Here is a 14,563-nt window from a genome sequence, read left to right as displayed (position 1 = left end):
GGCGGTAGAGGGTCCGTTCGCTCAGACACAGCAGGCTGGCCAGCTCGGCCGGTCCGAAGGCGGGGTCCGCTAGGCGGGCCCCCAAATGGGGCTGCCAACGGGCCAGTTGCTCCGCCCCCTCCGCGCTGGTGAAGGGCGAGGCCGCGCCGTCGGGTTCGGCGGCGGCCTGGTCGGGGGGAGCGGTTGCCGCTAGCTCAGTTTCCCGCGCCAGCTCCTCGGCGGAGGACAGCGCCTCGGGCGGCTGGCTGGCAAACTGGCGGCGCACGGTGTGGCGGCGCAGCAGCGTGGCCACGCGGGCCAGCAACTCGGCGGGTACGAAGGGCTTGGTAAGGTAGTCGTCGACGCCCACCGTGAGGGTGGCCAGGCGGTGGGCCTCGTCGGCGCGGGCCGTGAGCATAAGTACGGGCAGGCCGGCGCAGGTCGGGTCGGCCTTAAGGCGGGCCAGCAGCTCGGTGCCGCTCACGCGCGGCATCATGGCGTCGGTGGTGACGAGGTCGACGGGTGCTTCGCGGGCCAGCACATCCAGCGCGTCCTGGCCGTCGACGGCGGTGAGCACCTCATATGCGGGGGCCAGCAGCTGGCGGAGGTAATCGCGCAAGTCGGCCTGGTCTTCCACCACCAGCACCCGCGGCCGGGGGCCAGTGCCCGCATCCGGCAAGACCGGAATGAAGTCAGTTAGCTCCTCGAATTTATCTTCTTCAATGGCGTTTTCTTGGTCGTCCGGTTCGGTGTTTTCGGTGTTTTCGGCGGCATCCGCGGGTAGCACCGATGCGGGAAAGCGCAGGGTGAAGGCCGCGCCCAGGCCCGGCTCGCTTGCCAGCGTGAGGGTGCCGCCCAGCAGCGTGGCCAGCTCCCGGCTCAGGGCCAGGCCCAGGCCGGTGCCGCCCTGGGCCTGGCCCTGGGGGCTCTGGTAGAAGCGCTCAAACACGCGCGCCTGCTCGGCCGGCGCAATGCCCGGGCCGGTGTCGCGCACCGTCAGCACGTAGTGGCCGGTGGCATCGGGCAGGGCGGCGCCCACGGTCACGGCCCCGCCGGCGGGGGTATGATTGAGGGCGTTGATGAGCAGGTTGGTCAGAATCTGTTCCACCTTGTCGGCGTCGAGCAATAGGCACAGGCCTTCGGGCAGCGCGAGCGGGGCCACCAGCGCCACGCGCCGCTCGGCGGCCAGCGACTCGAACTGCGTCACGACCCGGCGCAGCAGCGGGGCCACCGCCGTGGGTCCGGGCCGCAGCTCCAGGCGGCCGGCCTGCAGCTTAGTTAAATCTAGGATGCGGTTGACCAGCTCCAGCAGGCGGCGGGCGCTGCGGTGGGCCAGGGCCACGGGCTCGTGCACGGCGGCGGGCAGGGCCGGGGCCGTCAGCAAGCCGTCGAGGGGGCCGAGCACCAGCGTGAGGGGCGTGCGCAGCTCGTGGCTGACGTTGGCGAAGAACTGGTTTTTGGCCGCGTCGAGCTGGCCGAGGCGGGTGGCCTGCTCCTCAAGCTGGGCTTTTTGGTAGGCCAGCAGGGCGGTGGCCCGCTGCTGGCGGCGGTGGCTGCGCCACTGCGCTCCGCTGAACAGCACCAGCAGGCCCGTGCCGCCCAGCAACCAGGCCAGGGCCGTGCGCTCGCGGGTGGCGCGGGCCGTGGCCTGGGTTTGGGCCCGGCGCAGGCTGGCAATGCGCACGCCCTGGCGGCGCTCCACCTGTTGCTGCTCGTAATACGACACCCGAAAGCCTCCCTGGATTTCCTGCAACGAATCGTTGAGCCGGGCCGCGGCCAGCGCGTAGGGCGCGGCCAGCGCGGGCTTCCTTTGCTGGGCGTAGAAATCGGCCAGCTGCCGCAGGTAGCGAAGCCGAAGCGGCTGGGAATGCGCCTGCCGGGCCTGGCGCAAGGCCGCGAGCCAGGCGGTTTCGGCCAGGGCCGGCTCCTTCCGGGCAGCGTAGTATTGCGCCCAGGTGGCATCCAGTTCGAAAAAGCCATTGCGACTAACAATGGGCACCTTCGCGGAGTCTCCCAGGTGCTGGGCTTGGGGAAGAAGCCGGCCTGCCGCGGCCAGTTGCTGCTGCGCAATGAGGACCGCGGCCTTCAAAGCCAGCGCCATCGGCTTCTTATTGCTCACGTCACCAGACAATCCAGCATTTTGCAGCGCTGACTCAGCAGTCCGAGCTGCCTCCCCATAATTGCGTTGATGCAGATAAATAGCGGTCAGGTTAAAGTAGACATAGGCAAGCGCGTCGGGGTCAGAGTAGGCCAGGGCTTGCCGCAGGTAAAACTCCGCCTTGTTATCGTTTCCCCAGCTTGCGTACGTAGCCCCGACGACGGCCATTTCATTGTAGTACCAACGGGTATCGAGGCGGCGGTAGAGTTCGGCGGCTTGCAGGTAATAGCTAATAGCATGGTTATAGTTTCCCCTGAAGTTATAACAGGCTGCCAAGCCGTGGTAGCAGGGGGCCATGCTTTCCATTGCTCCCCGTTGGCGATAGTAGCTCAGTTTGGTTTCGAAATAGGCTTGCGCAGCATCCCATCGCTGCAAATCGCCGAAAGCAATCCTTATGCGCCGCAGGAGTCGTGGCTGCTGACGCCCAAGGCTATCAAACAGGTTAACGGCCGCCTGCAAGCTGTCCAGGGCCGGAGTTTTGGCCGCTAGACCCAGTTTGTCATCAGGCAGGTTCGCATTGAGCAGCCGCCAGCTGTTGAGCCATAACCGATAAGCCAAGTACTCGGGGCGGTGCAGTCGATGCGTCAGCGCTATGGTCTGCTCCAGATACTGCAGAACTTGTACTTCTTCAGTGCTTGCGCTCAAGCAGTCAATCAGGTGCTGCAGGGTGCGCAAGCGGGCCGTATCGGCGCGTTGCCGGGCCAGCACCTGCCGGAGGGAGTCGGGGTTAGCGTCCCAGTAGGCGTGGCCGCGCTGGGCCAGCAGGGGGCGGGTGGCCAGCAGTAGCAGGCACAGTAGCAGCAGGCCGCTTCTTACGAGGTTCATACAAGGGTCGGTAGAAAAATGCTCGCAGGCACTCAAATGAAGAAGGCGGGATGAGAATATTTTCGAGGCATTTGCTGATGAGCAAGGTACTGCATTTAGTTCTGCTTGTTGGACAAAGTGGTAAGCATGGCCGGGCCACCGAATACTTATTTTGCCGGTTCAGGCAACTAGTCGCGCAGCCACCTGCGCTGCAACGGAGCCAGCCCGGTACCTGCCATTGCGGGCCAGTTCGCGGCGCCACTCAGCAGCCACTAAAGCGCCCTAAGCGCAAAAAAGGCACGCCCTGAACGGCGCACTTTCTCCTGCCTAGCGCTCTATTGGCGCTGTACGGGGGACCTGCTACAGGATACCTAACCACGCAATCCCACATGCGCCTGCCTTTCTGGCGGGAGTAGATGCCGCCCAAATGGTCCTGGTTGAAGCCGTCCTCGTGTGGGTCGAGGCGGTCGTGGCGCTGCTACGTGTCGGATACGTGTTGCCGGTGGCAAGCTACGTTGGCCATACCTGACTTGGCCACTAAAAGAAATGGGGCAGCCCGGCAATTTCTGGCATGCAAAGGGGCAAAAAGGTAAAATGAGGTGTTTAGCCAAAGGGTCCGAATAGCAAAACCGGTGATGTAATGGCCCGGGTGTACATTCACCGGAACGACTCACTGCACTTCGTCATTGGAACCCCAGGTAAAAATAACGTTTTCGGGCTGGCGCGAGGGAATGAAATCCCTCCGGTTTGCGCGGCTGCTGCACGATGTGGCGGGTCTGGGGCTGGCGGAAGCGTGGCGCATCAAAACCCAAGTGCTCGAGGAAGAGCCGGTGGTGCTCGCCCTGCCCGTGTCGTTGGCTGCAGCTGTGTGGGAGCAAGCCACGGCCTTGGGAGTTATCTGTTTCGTGGACCACGCGTAGCCACATTTAACTAAAGGGTCGGAGTCGGAAAACGAGCAAATGGACTACCTTACCTAAAAAGTCCCGCATGCTGGCCACTGACTTCGACGCCTACTGGCGCGCCACGTACCCCAAGGCGGTGCCCCTGGGCCATTTGTTGCGCACGACTTATCCCCGCCGGTGGCTACGGCTCTACAGCCTACCCGAGGGGCAACGCTACCCGGCCGCCGCCGCGGACTGGCACGAACTGCTGCGCCGCCATCTTGCCGTGTTCGCCGACTTGGTGGGCAAACCCGCCGAGCTGTTCCTAGTCACGGGCGAATACGACTTCGTCGACCGTGCCCGGCCCGAGCCCGAGTCGTTTGCGGCCGACGGCGCTCTGCATGCGAATGACCACATGTCCTTTCTGCAAATGGTCCTTGCGTAAACGAATCAGGTCCGAAAAGCGCAATCCGGAAAATATCTGCGCGACCATTAGGTCCCGGACCCGCTCTAATTTTTTGCTGAAGTGTAAATCCAACTGGCGCAAGGCCTCAGTTTCGTGCTTGTGCAGCACCACCGGCAGTTCGCGGGTGATAGTCGTGCCCGGATGCCCGCAAAAAGTGGGCTCGGCCCACTGCGATGACAGGCCATTTCAGGCGTGAGCCGGCGAGGAGACATAACCCAGCCGGAAAAAGGCAAAACCCGAATTCGAAGAACCGGCCCGTCGTTCGCCAACGCCCTGTTCATTATTAGCCGATGCCTTGATTTTTGTCATGGAGCAGGGCGCGTGGGCTGACGAATATTGTGGCGCAAATCAGCTCTATTCCACGGTGATGAATGCTACTCAGTGATTTCTGGTCGGTGGGAAGGAGTTGAAGATATTCGGGGACTGCTGCCCGTGCATTTCCGCTTCAAGCCTTCTCGGCCCACGCCGACTTATCGGAGTTGCTGCGCTGGCTCGACCAGTTTCCGGCCCTATCCCAGCGCACGTTTGCACCCCGGGCCAGCCGCCCTGGTCTGGCTTGATACCATCTTTCTTTTCATCCGCAGCCGATGAAGCGCTTCTCTTTCCGCCCCGCAGCCCCACCCTGCGAGGCGGTTTGGTTTTAATAACGAGGCTGAATAAGTAGCAATAAATCAGGGTTATATACTTGAAATAGTCATGGTAAAATCTGCCCCGTCTGCCCCACTCGCCGCGCCCGGCCTGTCCGAAGAAGCCGTTGCCCAATCCCGGGCGGCGCACGGGCGCAACGTGTTTGCCGCCACCCGCCGCTCGGGCCTGTGGCTCACGCTGAAGGAAGTGGTGACCGAGCCCATGTTTGTGCTGCTGCTGGCGGCCTGCGGCCTGTATTTCGGCATGGGCCGCACCGAGGAAGCCATCACGCTTATCGTGGCGCTGCTGGCGGTGGCGGGCATTTCGGTGTACCAAAGCCTGCGCAGCGACCGCGCCCTGGCCGCCCTGCGCGACCTGACCCAGCCACAGGCCAAAGCCTGGCGCAACGGTGCCCTGACCACCGTGCCCATCGAAGCCCTGGTGGTGGGCGATGCCGTGCTGGTGGAGGAAGGCAGCCGCGTGCCCGCCGACGGCACCGTGGATGCCGCCAACGATTTCGCGGCCGACGAGGCCATCCTCACCGGCGAGGCCGTGCCGGTAGCCAAAGCGGCCGGCGACCCGGTTTTTGCCGGCACCAGTGCCGCTTCGGGCAGTGCCTGGCTCACGCTCACGGCCGTGGGCGAGCACACCGAGTTGGGCCGCATCGGCCGCAGCCTCGATACCATTGCCAGCGAGAAAACGCCGCTGCAATTGCAGGTGAGCCAGTTTGTGCGGCGCATGGCCTGGGTGGGGCTCGGGGCTTTTGCGCTGGTGTGGGGCGTCAATTATGCGCGGTCGGGCGACTGGGTTACGGCCTTGCTTTTCGGCCTCACGCTGGCTATGTCCATTCTGCCCGAGGAAATTCCGGTGGCCTTCAGCAGTTTCATGGCGCTGGGCGCGGCCCGTCTGAGCCGGGCAGGCGTGCTCACCAAGCAGCCCCAAACCGTGGAAAGCCTGGGCTCGGCCACGGTGATTTGCGTGGACAAAACCGGTACTATCACCCAGCAGGGCATGCGCGTGGCCCAGCTCTACGATGGCAGCACCGATGCCCTCGTGCCCGTGCCCGGCCCGCTGTCCGATACGGCCGCTGCTGTGCTGGCCCACGCCCGCTGGGCCAGCGAAACCGAGCCGTTCGACTTCATGGAAAAAGCCATCACCGAAGCCTTCGCGGTGGCCGACCCGGTGCTGGCTTCCATCGCCTGCCCCATGGTGCACGAGTACCCGCTGGCCGGCACCCCGCCCATGATGACGCACGTACGCCGCGCCCAGGCCGGCAACCCGGTAGTGGCCGGCAAAGGGGCCGTGGAGCACATTCTGGCCTTATGCCGGCCGGCTCCGGCCGTGGCGGCGCGGGTGCGGGAAATCACGCAGCAGCTCTCGGCGCAGGGCCTGCGAGTGCTGGGCGTGGCGCAGGCCCGCTGCCCGGAGGTGGGCTGTTTTCCGGCCAGTCAGGACGATTTTGACTGGTCGTTTCTGGGCCTGGTGGCGCTGGAAAATCCGCCCAAGGCCAACGCCTCGAAGGTCATCGACTGCTTTGCTAAAGCCGGGATTCAGGTGAAGATGATAACCGGCGACTTCCCCGAAACTGCCCAGGCCATTGCCCGCCAGGTGGGCCTGCCGGGGGCCGACACCTTGCTGACCGGGGCCGACGTGCTGGCCCTCGACGAGGCCGCGCTGCGGCAGCGGGTGCCAGGCACGGCCGTGTTCGCCCGCATGTTTCCCGAAGCCAAGTTAAAAGTGGTGGAAGCCCTGAAAGCCAATGGCGAAGTGGTAGCCATGACCGGCGACGGCGTGAACGACGGCCCCGCCCTCAAGGCCGCCCACATTGGGGTGGCCATGGGCCGTCGCGGCACCGAAGTAGCCCGACAGGCCGCCTCGCTGGTGCTCGTCGATGATGATTTGGGCAGCATGGTGACGGCCATCGCGCAGGGCCGCCGCATCTACCAGAACCTCAAAAAGGCCATTTCCTACATCGTTTCCATTCACATTCCCATTATTCTCACGGTGGCGGTGCCGCTGCTGGCCGGCTGGAAATTCGCCAACCTGCTGAACCCCGTGCACGTCATTTTTCTGGAGCTGGTGATGGGACCCACTTGCTCCATCGCCTTCGAAAATGAGCCCGCCGAAGCCGGCCAGATGCAGGCCGCGCCGCGCCCGCTCAGCACCACGTTTCTGGGCGGGCGGGAGCTGGGGCGCAGCATTGTGCAGGGCCTCGGCATTGCCGCCGCCGTGCTGGGCGTGTACTTCGTGGCCATGCATAGGGGCCGGCCCGTGGCGGAAGTCCGCACGCTGGTTTTTGCTACGCTGGTGCTCAGCAACATCGTCCTGACGCTGGTCAACCGCTCGTTCACTCATTCGGTGTGGCGCACTTTGCTGGTGCCCAACCGCCTGCTTTGGCTGATGCTGAGCCTCACGCTGGCGCTGCTGCTGGCGGCGCTGTGGCTGCCGGCCGCGCGGGAGCTGTTTGAGTTCGCGCCGGTGCCGCTGGTCGAGCTGGGCTGGTGCGGGCTGGCGGCGCTGCTGGGCGCGGGCTGGGTGGAGGTGTATAAGTTGCTGCGGATTCAGGCAAAAGGTTGATTTTCAATTGGCAGCCAAGTGTTTCAGGCCATGATTTTAATCAGGCTGAAGGGTAAGAAAACGCAGTGCGGGCCGAACAGGCAGCAGATAGTTTTGGGCGTAATGAAGGGCCGCTTTGCGCCGTGCGTGGCGTGTGCCCGGTCATTTTTCCAACCCCTGTTTTTTCCCTCCGCATCATGGCACCAGCACCATTCGCACTGTTTTTTCAGGAATTGACCAACGACAATGTGGCGCTGGTGGGCGGCAAGAATGCTTCCTTGGGCGAGCTGTTCAATCGGCTCACTGCCAAGGGTATCAATGTGCCGAATGGATTCGCGACCACGGCGGCAGCGTACTGGCTGTTTCTGGATGAAAACCACTTGCGCGAGCCCCTCACGGCCCTGCTGGCCCAACTGGATACCCAGGAGTTTACCAATCTGGCCGACATCGGCAGTCAGGCGCGGGCGATGCTGAGCGTGGCCCCGCTACCCGCACCGGTAGCCACTGCCATTGAAGCCGCTTACCAGCAATTGGAGGACGGTTATGAGCACGAAATCCAAGTGGCGGTGCGCAGCAGCGCCACGGCCGAGGACCTGCCCACGGCCAGCTTTGCCGGGCAGCACGACTCGTTTCTGGACGTGCGCAGCCCCGATGCCGTACTCGATGCCTGCCGGAAATGCTATGTGTCGCTGTTCAACGACCGTGCCATTAAGTACCGCGTGCAGAACGGGTTCGACCACATGAAGGTGGCGCTTTCGGTGGGCGTGCAAACCATGGTACGGTCCGATTTGGCCTCGGCCGGCGTGGCCTTCACCATCGAGCCCGAAACGGGGCACGAAAACCTGGTGTACCTCACCGGCAGCTGGGGCCTGGGCGAAAACGTGGTGCAGGGCAACGTGAACCCCGATGAGTTCTACCTCTTCAAGCCCGCCCTGCGCGCCGACAAGCGCGCCCTGGTGCGCAAAAAGCTGGGCGACAAGGCCAAAACCATGCGCTACGCCACCAGCCTCGCCGCCTGCGCGGCCGGCATCAAAAACACGGATACCCCGGCCGAGCGCCGCGCCCAGTTCGTGCTCACCGATGCCGAAGCTGAGCAGCTGGGCCGCTGGTGCCTGCTGATTGAGGAACACTACGGCATGCCCATGGACATTGAATGGGCTAAGGACGGCCTCAGCAGCGCTTTGTTCATCGTGCAGGCCCGGCCCGAAACCATTCACCACGGCCGCCGGGCGCTGTGCCTGCACGAGTTTCACCTCACCGAAAAAGGCCCGCTGCTGGCCACCGGTAAGGCCGTGGGCAGCCAGATTGTGTCGGGCGTGGCGCGTATCATCGCCTCGCCGGCCGAGGGGCATCGGCTGCAGGCGGGCGAAATCCTGGTGACAAACAGCACCAGTCCGGACTGGAACGCGGTGCTGCGGAAGGCGGCCGTCATCGTGACTAACCAGGGCGGGCGCACCAGCCACGCGGCTATTGTGGCGCGGGAGCTGGGTTTGTCGGCCGTGGTGGGCACGCTCGATGCGACGCAGAAAATCCAAGACGGGCAGCGCATTACCGTGTCGTGCGCCGAGGGCGACGAGGGCCACATCTACGAGGGTGCGCTGGCCTGGGAGGAAACCGAAATCGACCTGGAACACCTCGTGAAGCCCCATACCAAGCCCATGCTCATCCTCGCCGACCCCGACCGGGCCCTCACGCTGGCGCGCTACCCCAGCCAGGGCGTGGGCCTGCTGCGAATGGAATTCATCATCAGCAACGCCATTCGGATACATCCAATGGCACTGGTTGCGTTCGACCAGCTGACGGATGAGAAAGCCCGCGAAGAAATCACGGTCCTCACCGCCAATTATTCCAGCAAGCCCGAGTATTTCATCGAGCAGCTGGCGCAGGCGCTGGGCTTTGTGGCGGCGGCCTTTTATCCGCGCGAAGTCATCGTGCGGATGAGTGATTTCAAGACCAACGAATACGCCAATTTGCTGGGCGGAAAGCAGTTTGAGCCCGATGAGGAAAATCCAATGCTGGGTTTTCGGGGCGCGTCGCGCTACTACAGCCCGCAGTATCGCGAGGGTTTTCGGTTGGAATGCGAGGCCCTGAAACGCGTGCGCCACGACATGGGCCTGACCAACATCAAGGCAATGATTCCCTTCTGCCGCACCGTGGAGGAAGGCCAGCGCGTGGTGGCCCTGATGGCCGATTTCGGCCTGCGCCAGGGCATCGACAACCTCGAAATCTACGTGATGGCTGAAATCCCGAGCAACGTCATTCTAGCCGAGGAATTCGCCACGGTGTTCGACGGCTTCTCCATCGGTTCCAACGACTTAACGCAGCTAACGCTGGGGCTGGACCGGGATTCGGCCATCGTGAGCGGGCTCTTTGATGAGCGGAACGAGGCCGTGACGCGGCTGCTGGCCCAGGTCATCCACACGGCCAAAGCGCACGGGCGGCCCATTGGCCTCTGCGGCCAGGCCCCGAGCGACTACCCGGCCTTTGCCCGGTTCCTGGTCGAGCAGGGCATCGACAGCATTTCCTTCACCCCCGATGCCCTGCTCAACGGCATGGCCAACATGGTGAAAGCCGAGGAAATGGTGGCCGATGAGTACCCGTAGGGCAGGAGCGAGGCGGCCGCTGCTCAGGCGGCGGCATGCGGCGCGGGGATGGCTTGCAGCAGGCAGCGATAGAGCTTTTCCACGTCGGCGGGGTGGAACAGTTCGGTGCCGGGGTTCATGGTGGCGGCGGTGCCGCAGGCCACGCCCAGGCGCACGGCCTCGCGCAGAGACTGCCCGTGCACCAGCGCGTGCACAATGCCGGCCACCATGCTATCGCCAGCCCCCACGGTGCTGCGCCGCTTCACAACCGGGGCCGAAACGTAGTCTTCCAGGTCGCAGGTAACGAGGTAGGCACCTTGCGGGCCCATCGACACCACCACGATTTCGCAGCGGCCTGCGCCAATTAGCTGCCGAGCAGTAGCCACCACGCCGGCGCTGTCCAGCTCGGGCACGCCGGCCAATTGGCTTAGCTCGCCCAGGTTGGGCTTGATGAGGTAGGCCCCGGCCTCGATAACGGCCAGCATGGCCGGCCCGGTGGTATCGGCTACCACCTTGCTGCCTGCCTCGCGGGCCTGCCGGGCCACCCGGGCCAGGAATGCGGGTGGCATGCCGGGCGGCAGGCTGCCGCTCAGCACCACGAAATCGGGTAGGGGCGTCAGCTGGTGCAGCGCCTCCAGCACCTGGCCCTGCTCAGCGTCGGTGAGCGGCGCGCCGGGCATGCCAAACCGGTACTGCTGGTGGCTGGCGGTGTCCACCACCACAAAGTTTTCGCGCACCGCGCTTTTGGTCGGAATCACGCAGGACGCAATGCCTTCGGCCGTGAGCAGCGCTTCCAGCAGCGCGCCGGTGTGCCCGCCGGCCGGGTACACGGCCACCGACGGCGTGCCCAGCCGGTGCAGGCCCCGCGACACGTTGATGCCGCCGCCGCCGGCCTCGGTTTTGGGGGCAGCGCAGTGCAGTTTCTGGTCGGGCACGATGCCCGCCACGGAGGTGCTCGTGTCCAGCGCCGGGTTCAGGGTGAGGGTGGCTACTAAGGACATGAGGCGTGGGGTTGATGTGGAGCAATAGGAGTGCTTAGCTTAAGAAATAGATTTTGCGCGTTCAGGCCGCGCCGCTGGATGTTATCCAGTCCACGCCGGGGCGCAGCCATTGCTGGGTCCGCGCTTCGGCCGAGCCGGGGGCGGGAGCGGGGGCATTGTGCCACTCGGCCCGGGGGGGCAGGCTGAGGACGAAACCCTCCGGACCGTGGGCGGCCAGCTCGAAGCGGCTGGGGCGGTCCACGGTCAGGTTGAATTCGGCGCAGCGGGCGCGGCGCTGCTGCTGCCAGCGCTTCTCGGGCTCGGCGTAGGGCAGGTGGGCATTCTGGCGCATGAGGGTGCCGTAGGTGCGGCCGAATACCTCGCCCACGTCCTGCACGAAGGCCAGCAGCTCCTCAAACATGCCGTCGCGCTCCACCATGAGCTGCTCGAAAAACAGGCCGCCCACGCCCCGCGTCTCGCCCCGGTGGGGCAGGTAGAAATGAGCATCGGCCCCAGCCTTGAAGCGCGGATAGTAGCCGTTATCGTGGCGCTGACACATGGCGTGAATCTGCTGGTGAAACCAGCGGGCTTGCACCACATCCACATAAATCGGGGTCAGGTCGAGGCTGCCCGCAAACCAGGCCTCGCCCGTGCGGGTCTCGAAATACCGCACGTTGAGGTGCGAGATGGGCACCATGGGGCTGTGCGGATGCAGGCCCACGTTCACATCGGCGGTGTAGTAGTGCCGGTCTTTCACCTGGAGCTGGCGAGCCATCGGCTCGCTCATCTGGTCCCACACGGCCGAAAAGGACACGCCCGCTTTCTCCAGCACGGCCCCGTACTGGAGGGCGGAAGTGATGCCGCCGCCGCCGCCGGGGTGCGTCCATTCGTCGTGCACAAACTTGCTGCCGCCATCCGCCATCTCCATCCGGTGGCATAGCCAGTCCTGGAACTCTCGCATCCAATTCTCGACCCCCGGACGCGGCGCAAACGCCGATGACGAAATAACCTGCTGTTTCATGGCTGCGCAATGCACTTATAACGATAACAGAAGCTGCGGTATGCCCGCCGGCCAGCCAGCCCCGGCAAGCCGGGCACCCTGGCCGGCGGGCTAAGCTGAGCATTCATTGCCCCCGGTAAACTGGGCAAAGCTCCTGCCTATTCGCTAATACTGCCCTGATGCGCATCACCTTGCCAGCTGATTCCTGTCAGGTTTGCTAAATGAGAAGGGGCTGTCCTGAACGATGTAGGGGCGGGGCTTGCCCCCGCCCGTCTTTGAACGGGGTCGTTAGAACGGTGCGAACGTCCGGGCGGGGGCAAGCCCCGCCCCTACATTCACCGCCCTGAAGCCGCATCTACCTCAAACCGCTACCAGTTAGGCGCGTGCAGCTTTTCGGGCTGAAGGACGTGAATGCTTTTGGGCGTGAGCTCAATCAGGCCGTCCTGCTTAAACTCGCTCAGGGTCCGAATCAGCGATTCCGGGGTGGTGCCGACCACGGCGGCCAGGTCATCGCGCGAGAACCGGATGGTGGCCGCCCCATCGCCGGCCTGCTCCTGCATGCGCAGCAGGGTGCTGGCCACGCGGCGGCGCAGCGAGTCGTAGGCCATGCCCAGCAGCTGCTGTTCCCGCTCCTCCACCTGGCCGGCCAGCAGCCGGATAAACTGCTTCCCCACGTCGGGGTGGGAGTGGAGCAGCAGCTCAAAATCCTTCTGCGGAATGTAGAGCACCTGGGCATCATCAAGCACCACGGCCGAGTCGCTGTGCGGCCGGTGCTGCAGCAGCGGCAGGTAGCCAAAAAACTCGCCGGGGCCATACACGCCCGTGATTAATTCCTTGCCGCCGGCGGTGCGGCGCACGGTTTTCACCCGCCCGCTCTCCACAAAATAGAGCCGGGTAGCCTCCTCGTCTTCGGCATACAGCACCTGCTTTTTGCGCAGCGCGTGGGGCCGGCGGTCCAGGGTGAGGCTGTGCAGGCTGGCCACGGCGGTGGCATCGTCCAGAAACGCGCCCAGGCCCTCGGGCGCACGCAGGTCGTAGGAGGGTTGCAGCTGCCGGAAGCGGTTGAGGCGGCTGCTGATGGCGCTCAGCAGCTCAGTTTCGTCGAATGGCTTGGTGAGGTAGTCATCAGCCCCCAGCTCCATGCCGCGGCGCTGGTCGGTGCGCTCGGTTTTGGCGGTGAGGAAGATGAAGGGCACGCCGGCCAGCTGCGGGTTTTGGCTGAAAATGTGCAGCACGCCATAGCCATCAAGTACGGGCATCATGATGTCGCACACCACCAAATCAGGCTTGGTGGCCAGGGCTATTTCCACGCCCACTTTGCCGTTCTCGGCCGTGAGCACGCCGTAGCCGGCCAGCTCCAGAATCTCAGCGGTGTTTTCCCGCAGGATGTCGTTGTCCTCAATCAGCAGAATGGTTTTCATAGGGAAGCGTGATGGTGACGGTGGTGCCCACGTTCAGCTCGCTTTGCAGGGCAATGGTGCCGCCCATCAGCTCCACGTAGCGGGCCACGATGTAGAGGCCCAGGCCCGTGCCGGGCGTATTGGCCGCGTTGCGGGCCCGGTAAAACCGCTGGAACAGCCGCGTCTGGTCGTCGCGGGCAATGCCCATGCCCTGGTCCTGCACCACGAGGCAGAGGGCGTGCTCCTGGGCGGTGGCCCGCACGGTGATGGTGGTGTTTTCGTGGGAATATTTCAGGGCGTTGGAGAGCAGGTTGACCAGCACTTTGCGCAGCAGCGAGGCATCCTGCCACAGCGGCGGCAGGGCAGCGGGCAGCTGCAGAATGATGTGCTGGCCGGGCTTGCGCAGGCCCTCCACTTCGGCCACGGTTTCGTTGGCCAGGGGGGCCAGCTCCAGCCGGGTAGGGTGGGCCTCCAGGCGGCCTTCCTCAATCTTGCCCACCGACAGAAACTCCTCCAGAATATCGGTTAGGTGCATCACCGAGGTCCGAATGCGGTCGTAATGGCGCTGGCGCTTGTCCTGCTGCTCGGGGCCGGCATACTTTTCGAGCAGCGCCACCGACGTGAGCACGGCCGTGAGCGGCGTCCGGAACTCGTGCGAGGCCATGGCCACGAAGCGCGTTTTGAGCTCGCCGAGCTCCTGCTCCAGGGCCAGGGCCTGGGTGAGCTCGCGGGTGCGCAGCTCCAGCTGGCTCAGGGTATCGGCCAGGGCGTGGGTGCGGTCGGTTACTTTTTGTTCCAGCTCGGCATTGAGGCGGGCAATGCGCTGGTGCTGGGCCCGCAGCTCCCGCTCAGCCTCTTTTTTGAAGGAGATGTCGATGACGTAAGCCACCACAAACAGCTCCTCTTCGAGCCGGAAATAGCTCAGGCTGACTTCCACGGGAAATTCTGAGCCGTCCTGGCGGCGGGCCAGCAGGTCGCGGTTCTGGCCCATGGCCCGCGTTTCGGGGCGGGCATTGAAGGAATCGCGCAGCTGCTCGTGGTAGCGGGCCACGGCTTCGGGCACCAGCGCTTCGATGCGCTGATGAAGCATGCCATCGTTCTGATAGCCAAATAACTGGTGGGCCTTATCG

The 14,563-nt window shown here is 64.4% G+C and carries 9 protein-coding genes and 1 pseudogene; 5 read left to right on the top strand and 5 right to left on the bottom strand.

From position 1 onward, the window contains the following. A partial coding sequence (locus AAFH49_RS21430) for an ATP-binding protein (protein ID WP_342301428.1) occupies positions 1-2,962 on the bottom strand: 2,962 nt, incomplete at its 3' end. 665 nt (positions 2,963-3,627) lie between these two features. Here AAFH49_RS21430 and AAFH49_RS21425 point away from each other — a divergent pair. The 5 genes and pseudogenes from AAFH49_RS21425 (at position 3,628) to ppsA (ending at position 10,074) form a co-directional block, all read left to right on the top strand. Beyond that, positions 3,628-3,861 carry a hypothetical protein gene (locus AAFH49_RS21425; protein ID WP_342301426.1) on the top strand — a complete coding sequence of 78 codons (234 nt, stop codon included), beginning with the start codon at positions 3,628-3,630 and terminating at the stop codon, positions 3,859-3,861. Positions 3,862-3,928: 67 nt separating this feature from the next. Then, positions 3,929-4,267 carry a DUF3885 domain-containing protein gene (locus AAFH49_RS21420; RefSeq protein ID WP_342301424.1) on the top strand — a complete coding sequence of 113 codons (339 nt, stop codon included), beginning with the start codon at positions 3,929-3,931 and terminating at the stop codon, positions 4,265-4,267. 464 nt (positions 4,268-4,731) lie between these two features. Continuing rightward, positions 4,732-4,848, top strand: a pseudogene (locus tag AAFH49_RS22230) (MBL fold metallo-hydrolase RNA specificity domain-containing protein); the annotation flags it as partial. A gap of 136 nt (positions 4,849-4,984) precedes the next feature. Next, positions 4,985-7,492, top strand: a complete 2,508-nt coding sequence (locus AAFH49_RS21415) for a cation-translocating P-type ATPase (protein ID WP_342301422.1) — start codon at positions 4,985-4,987, stop codon at positions 7,490-7,492. Between the two features lie 176 nt (positions 7,493-7,668). Then, positions 7,669-10,074: a phosphoenolpyruvate synthase gene (ppsA, locus tag AAFH49_RS21410; protein ID WP_342301421.1), complete on the top strand. Its 2,406-nt coding sequence runs from the start codon at positions 7,669-7,671 to the stop codon at positions 10,072-10,074. A gap of 23 nt (positions 10,075-10,097) precedes the next feature. On the opposite strand, the gene AAFH49_RS21405 is transcribed toward ppsA, so the two are convergent. From AAFH49_RS21405 to AAFH49_RS21390, 4 genes are all read right to left on the bottom strand, one after another. Further along, a complete protein-coding gene (locus AAFH49_RS21405) occupies positions 10,098-11,054 on the bottom strand; it encodes a 1-phosphofructokinase family hexose kinase (RefSeq protein ID WP_342301420.1) in 957 nt (318 codons plus the stop codon). A gap of 61 nt (positions 11,055-11,115) precedes the next feature. Beyond that, positions 11,116-12,054 carry a coproporphyrinogen III oxidase gene (locus AAFH49_RS21400; RefSeq protein WP_342301419.1) on the bottom strand — a complete coding sequence of 313 codons (939 nt, stop codon included), beginning with the start codon at positions 12,052-12,054 and terminating at the stop codon, positions 11,116-11,118. A 347-nt stretch (positions 12,055-12,401) separates the two neighbouring features. Beyond that, on the bottom strand, positions 12,402-13,454 hold the full coding sequence (locus tag AAFH49_RS21395) for a response regulator (protein ID WP_342301417.1): 1,053 nt from the start codon (positions 13,452-13,454) through the stop codon (positions 12,402-12,404). After that, positions 13,432-14,563, bottom strand: a 1,132-nt coding sequence (locus tag AAFH49_RS21390; RefSeq protein WP_342301415.1) for a PAS domain-containing sensor histidine kinase, incomplete at its 5' end; no start/stop codon positions are given. The genes AAFH49_RS21390 and AAFH49_RS21395, both read right to left, overlap by 23 nt.

Origin of the sequence: Hymenobacter segetis (assembly GCF_038448715.1) — a bacterium.
GTDB classification, from domain to species: domain Bacteria; phylum Bacteroidota; class Bacteroidia; order Cytophagales; family Hymenobacteraceae; genus Hymenobacter; species Hymenobacter segetis.
Note: the sequence above shows the minus strand (reverse complement) of the source record. Positions and strands in the feature narration are given on the sequence as shown.

Excerpts from the sequence above, each read along its gene's own strand:
- AAFH49_RS21420 (WP_342301424.1), top strand. The coding sequence starts at position 3,929 with ATGCTGGCCACTGACTTCGACGCCTACTGGCGCGCCACGTACCCCAAG.
- AAFH49_RS21415 (WP_342301422.1), top strand. The coding sequence starts at position 4,985 with ATGGTAAAATCTGCCCCGTCTGCCCCACTCGCCGCGCCCGGCCTGTCC.
- ppsA (WP_342301421.1), top strand. The coding sequence starts at position 7,669 with ATGGCACCAGCACCATTCGCACTGTTTTTTCAGGAATTGACCAACGAC.
- AAFH49_RS21405 (WP_342301420.1), bottom strand. The coding sequence starts at position 11,054 with ATGTCCTTAGTAGCCACCCTCACCCTGAACCCGGCGCTGGACACGAGC.
- AAFH49_RS21400 (WP_342301419.1), bottom strand. The coding sequence starts at position 12,054 with ATGAAACAGCAGGTTATTTCGTCATCGGCGTTTGCGCCGCGTCCGGGG.
- AAFH49_RS21395 (WP_342301417.1), bottom strand. The coding sequence starts at position 13,454 with ATGAAAACCATTCTGCTGATTGAGGACAACGACATCCTGCGGGAAAAC.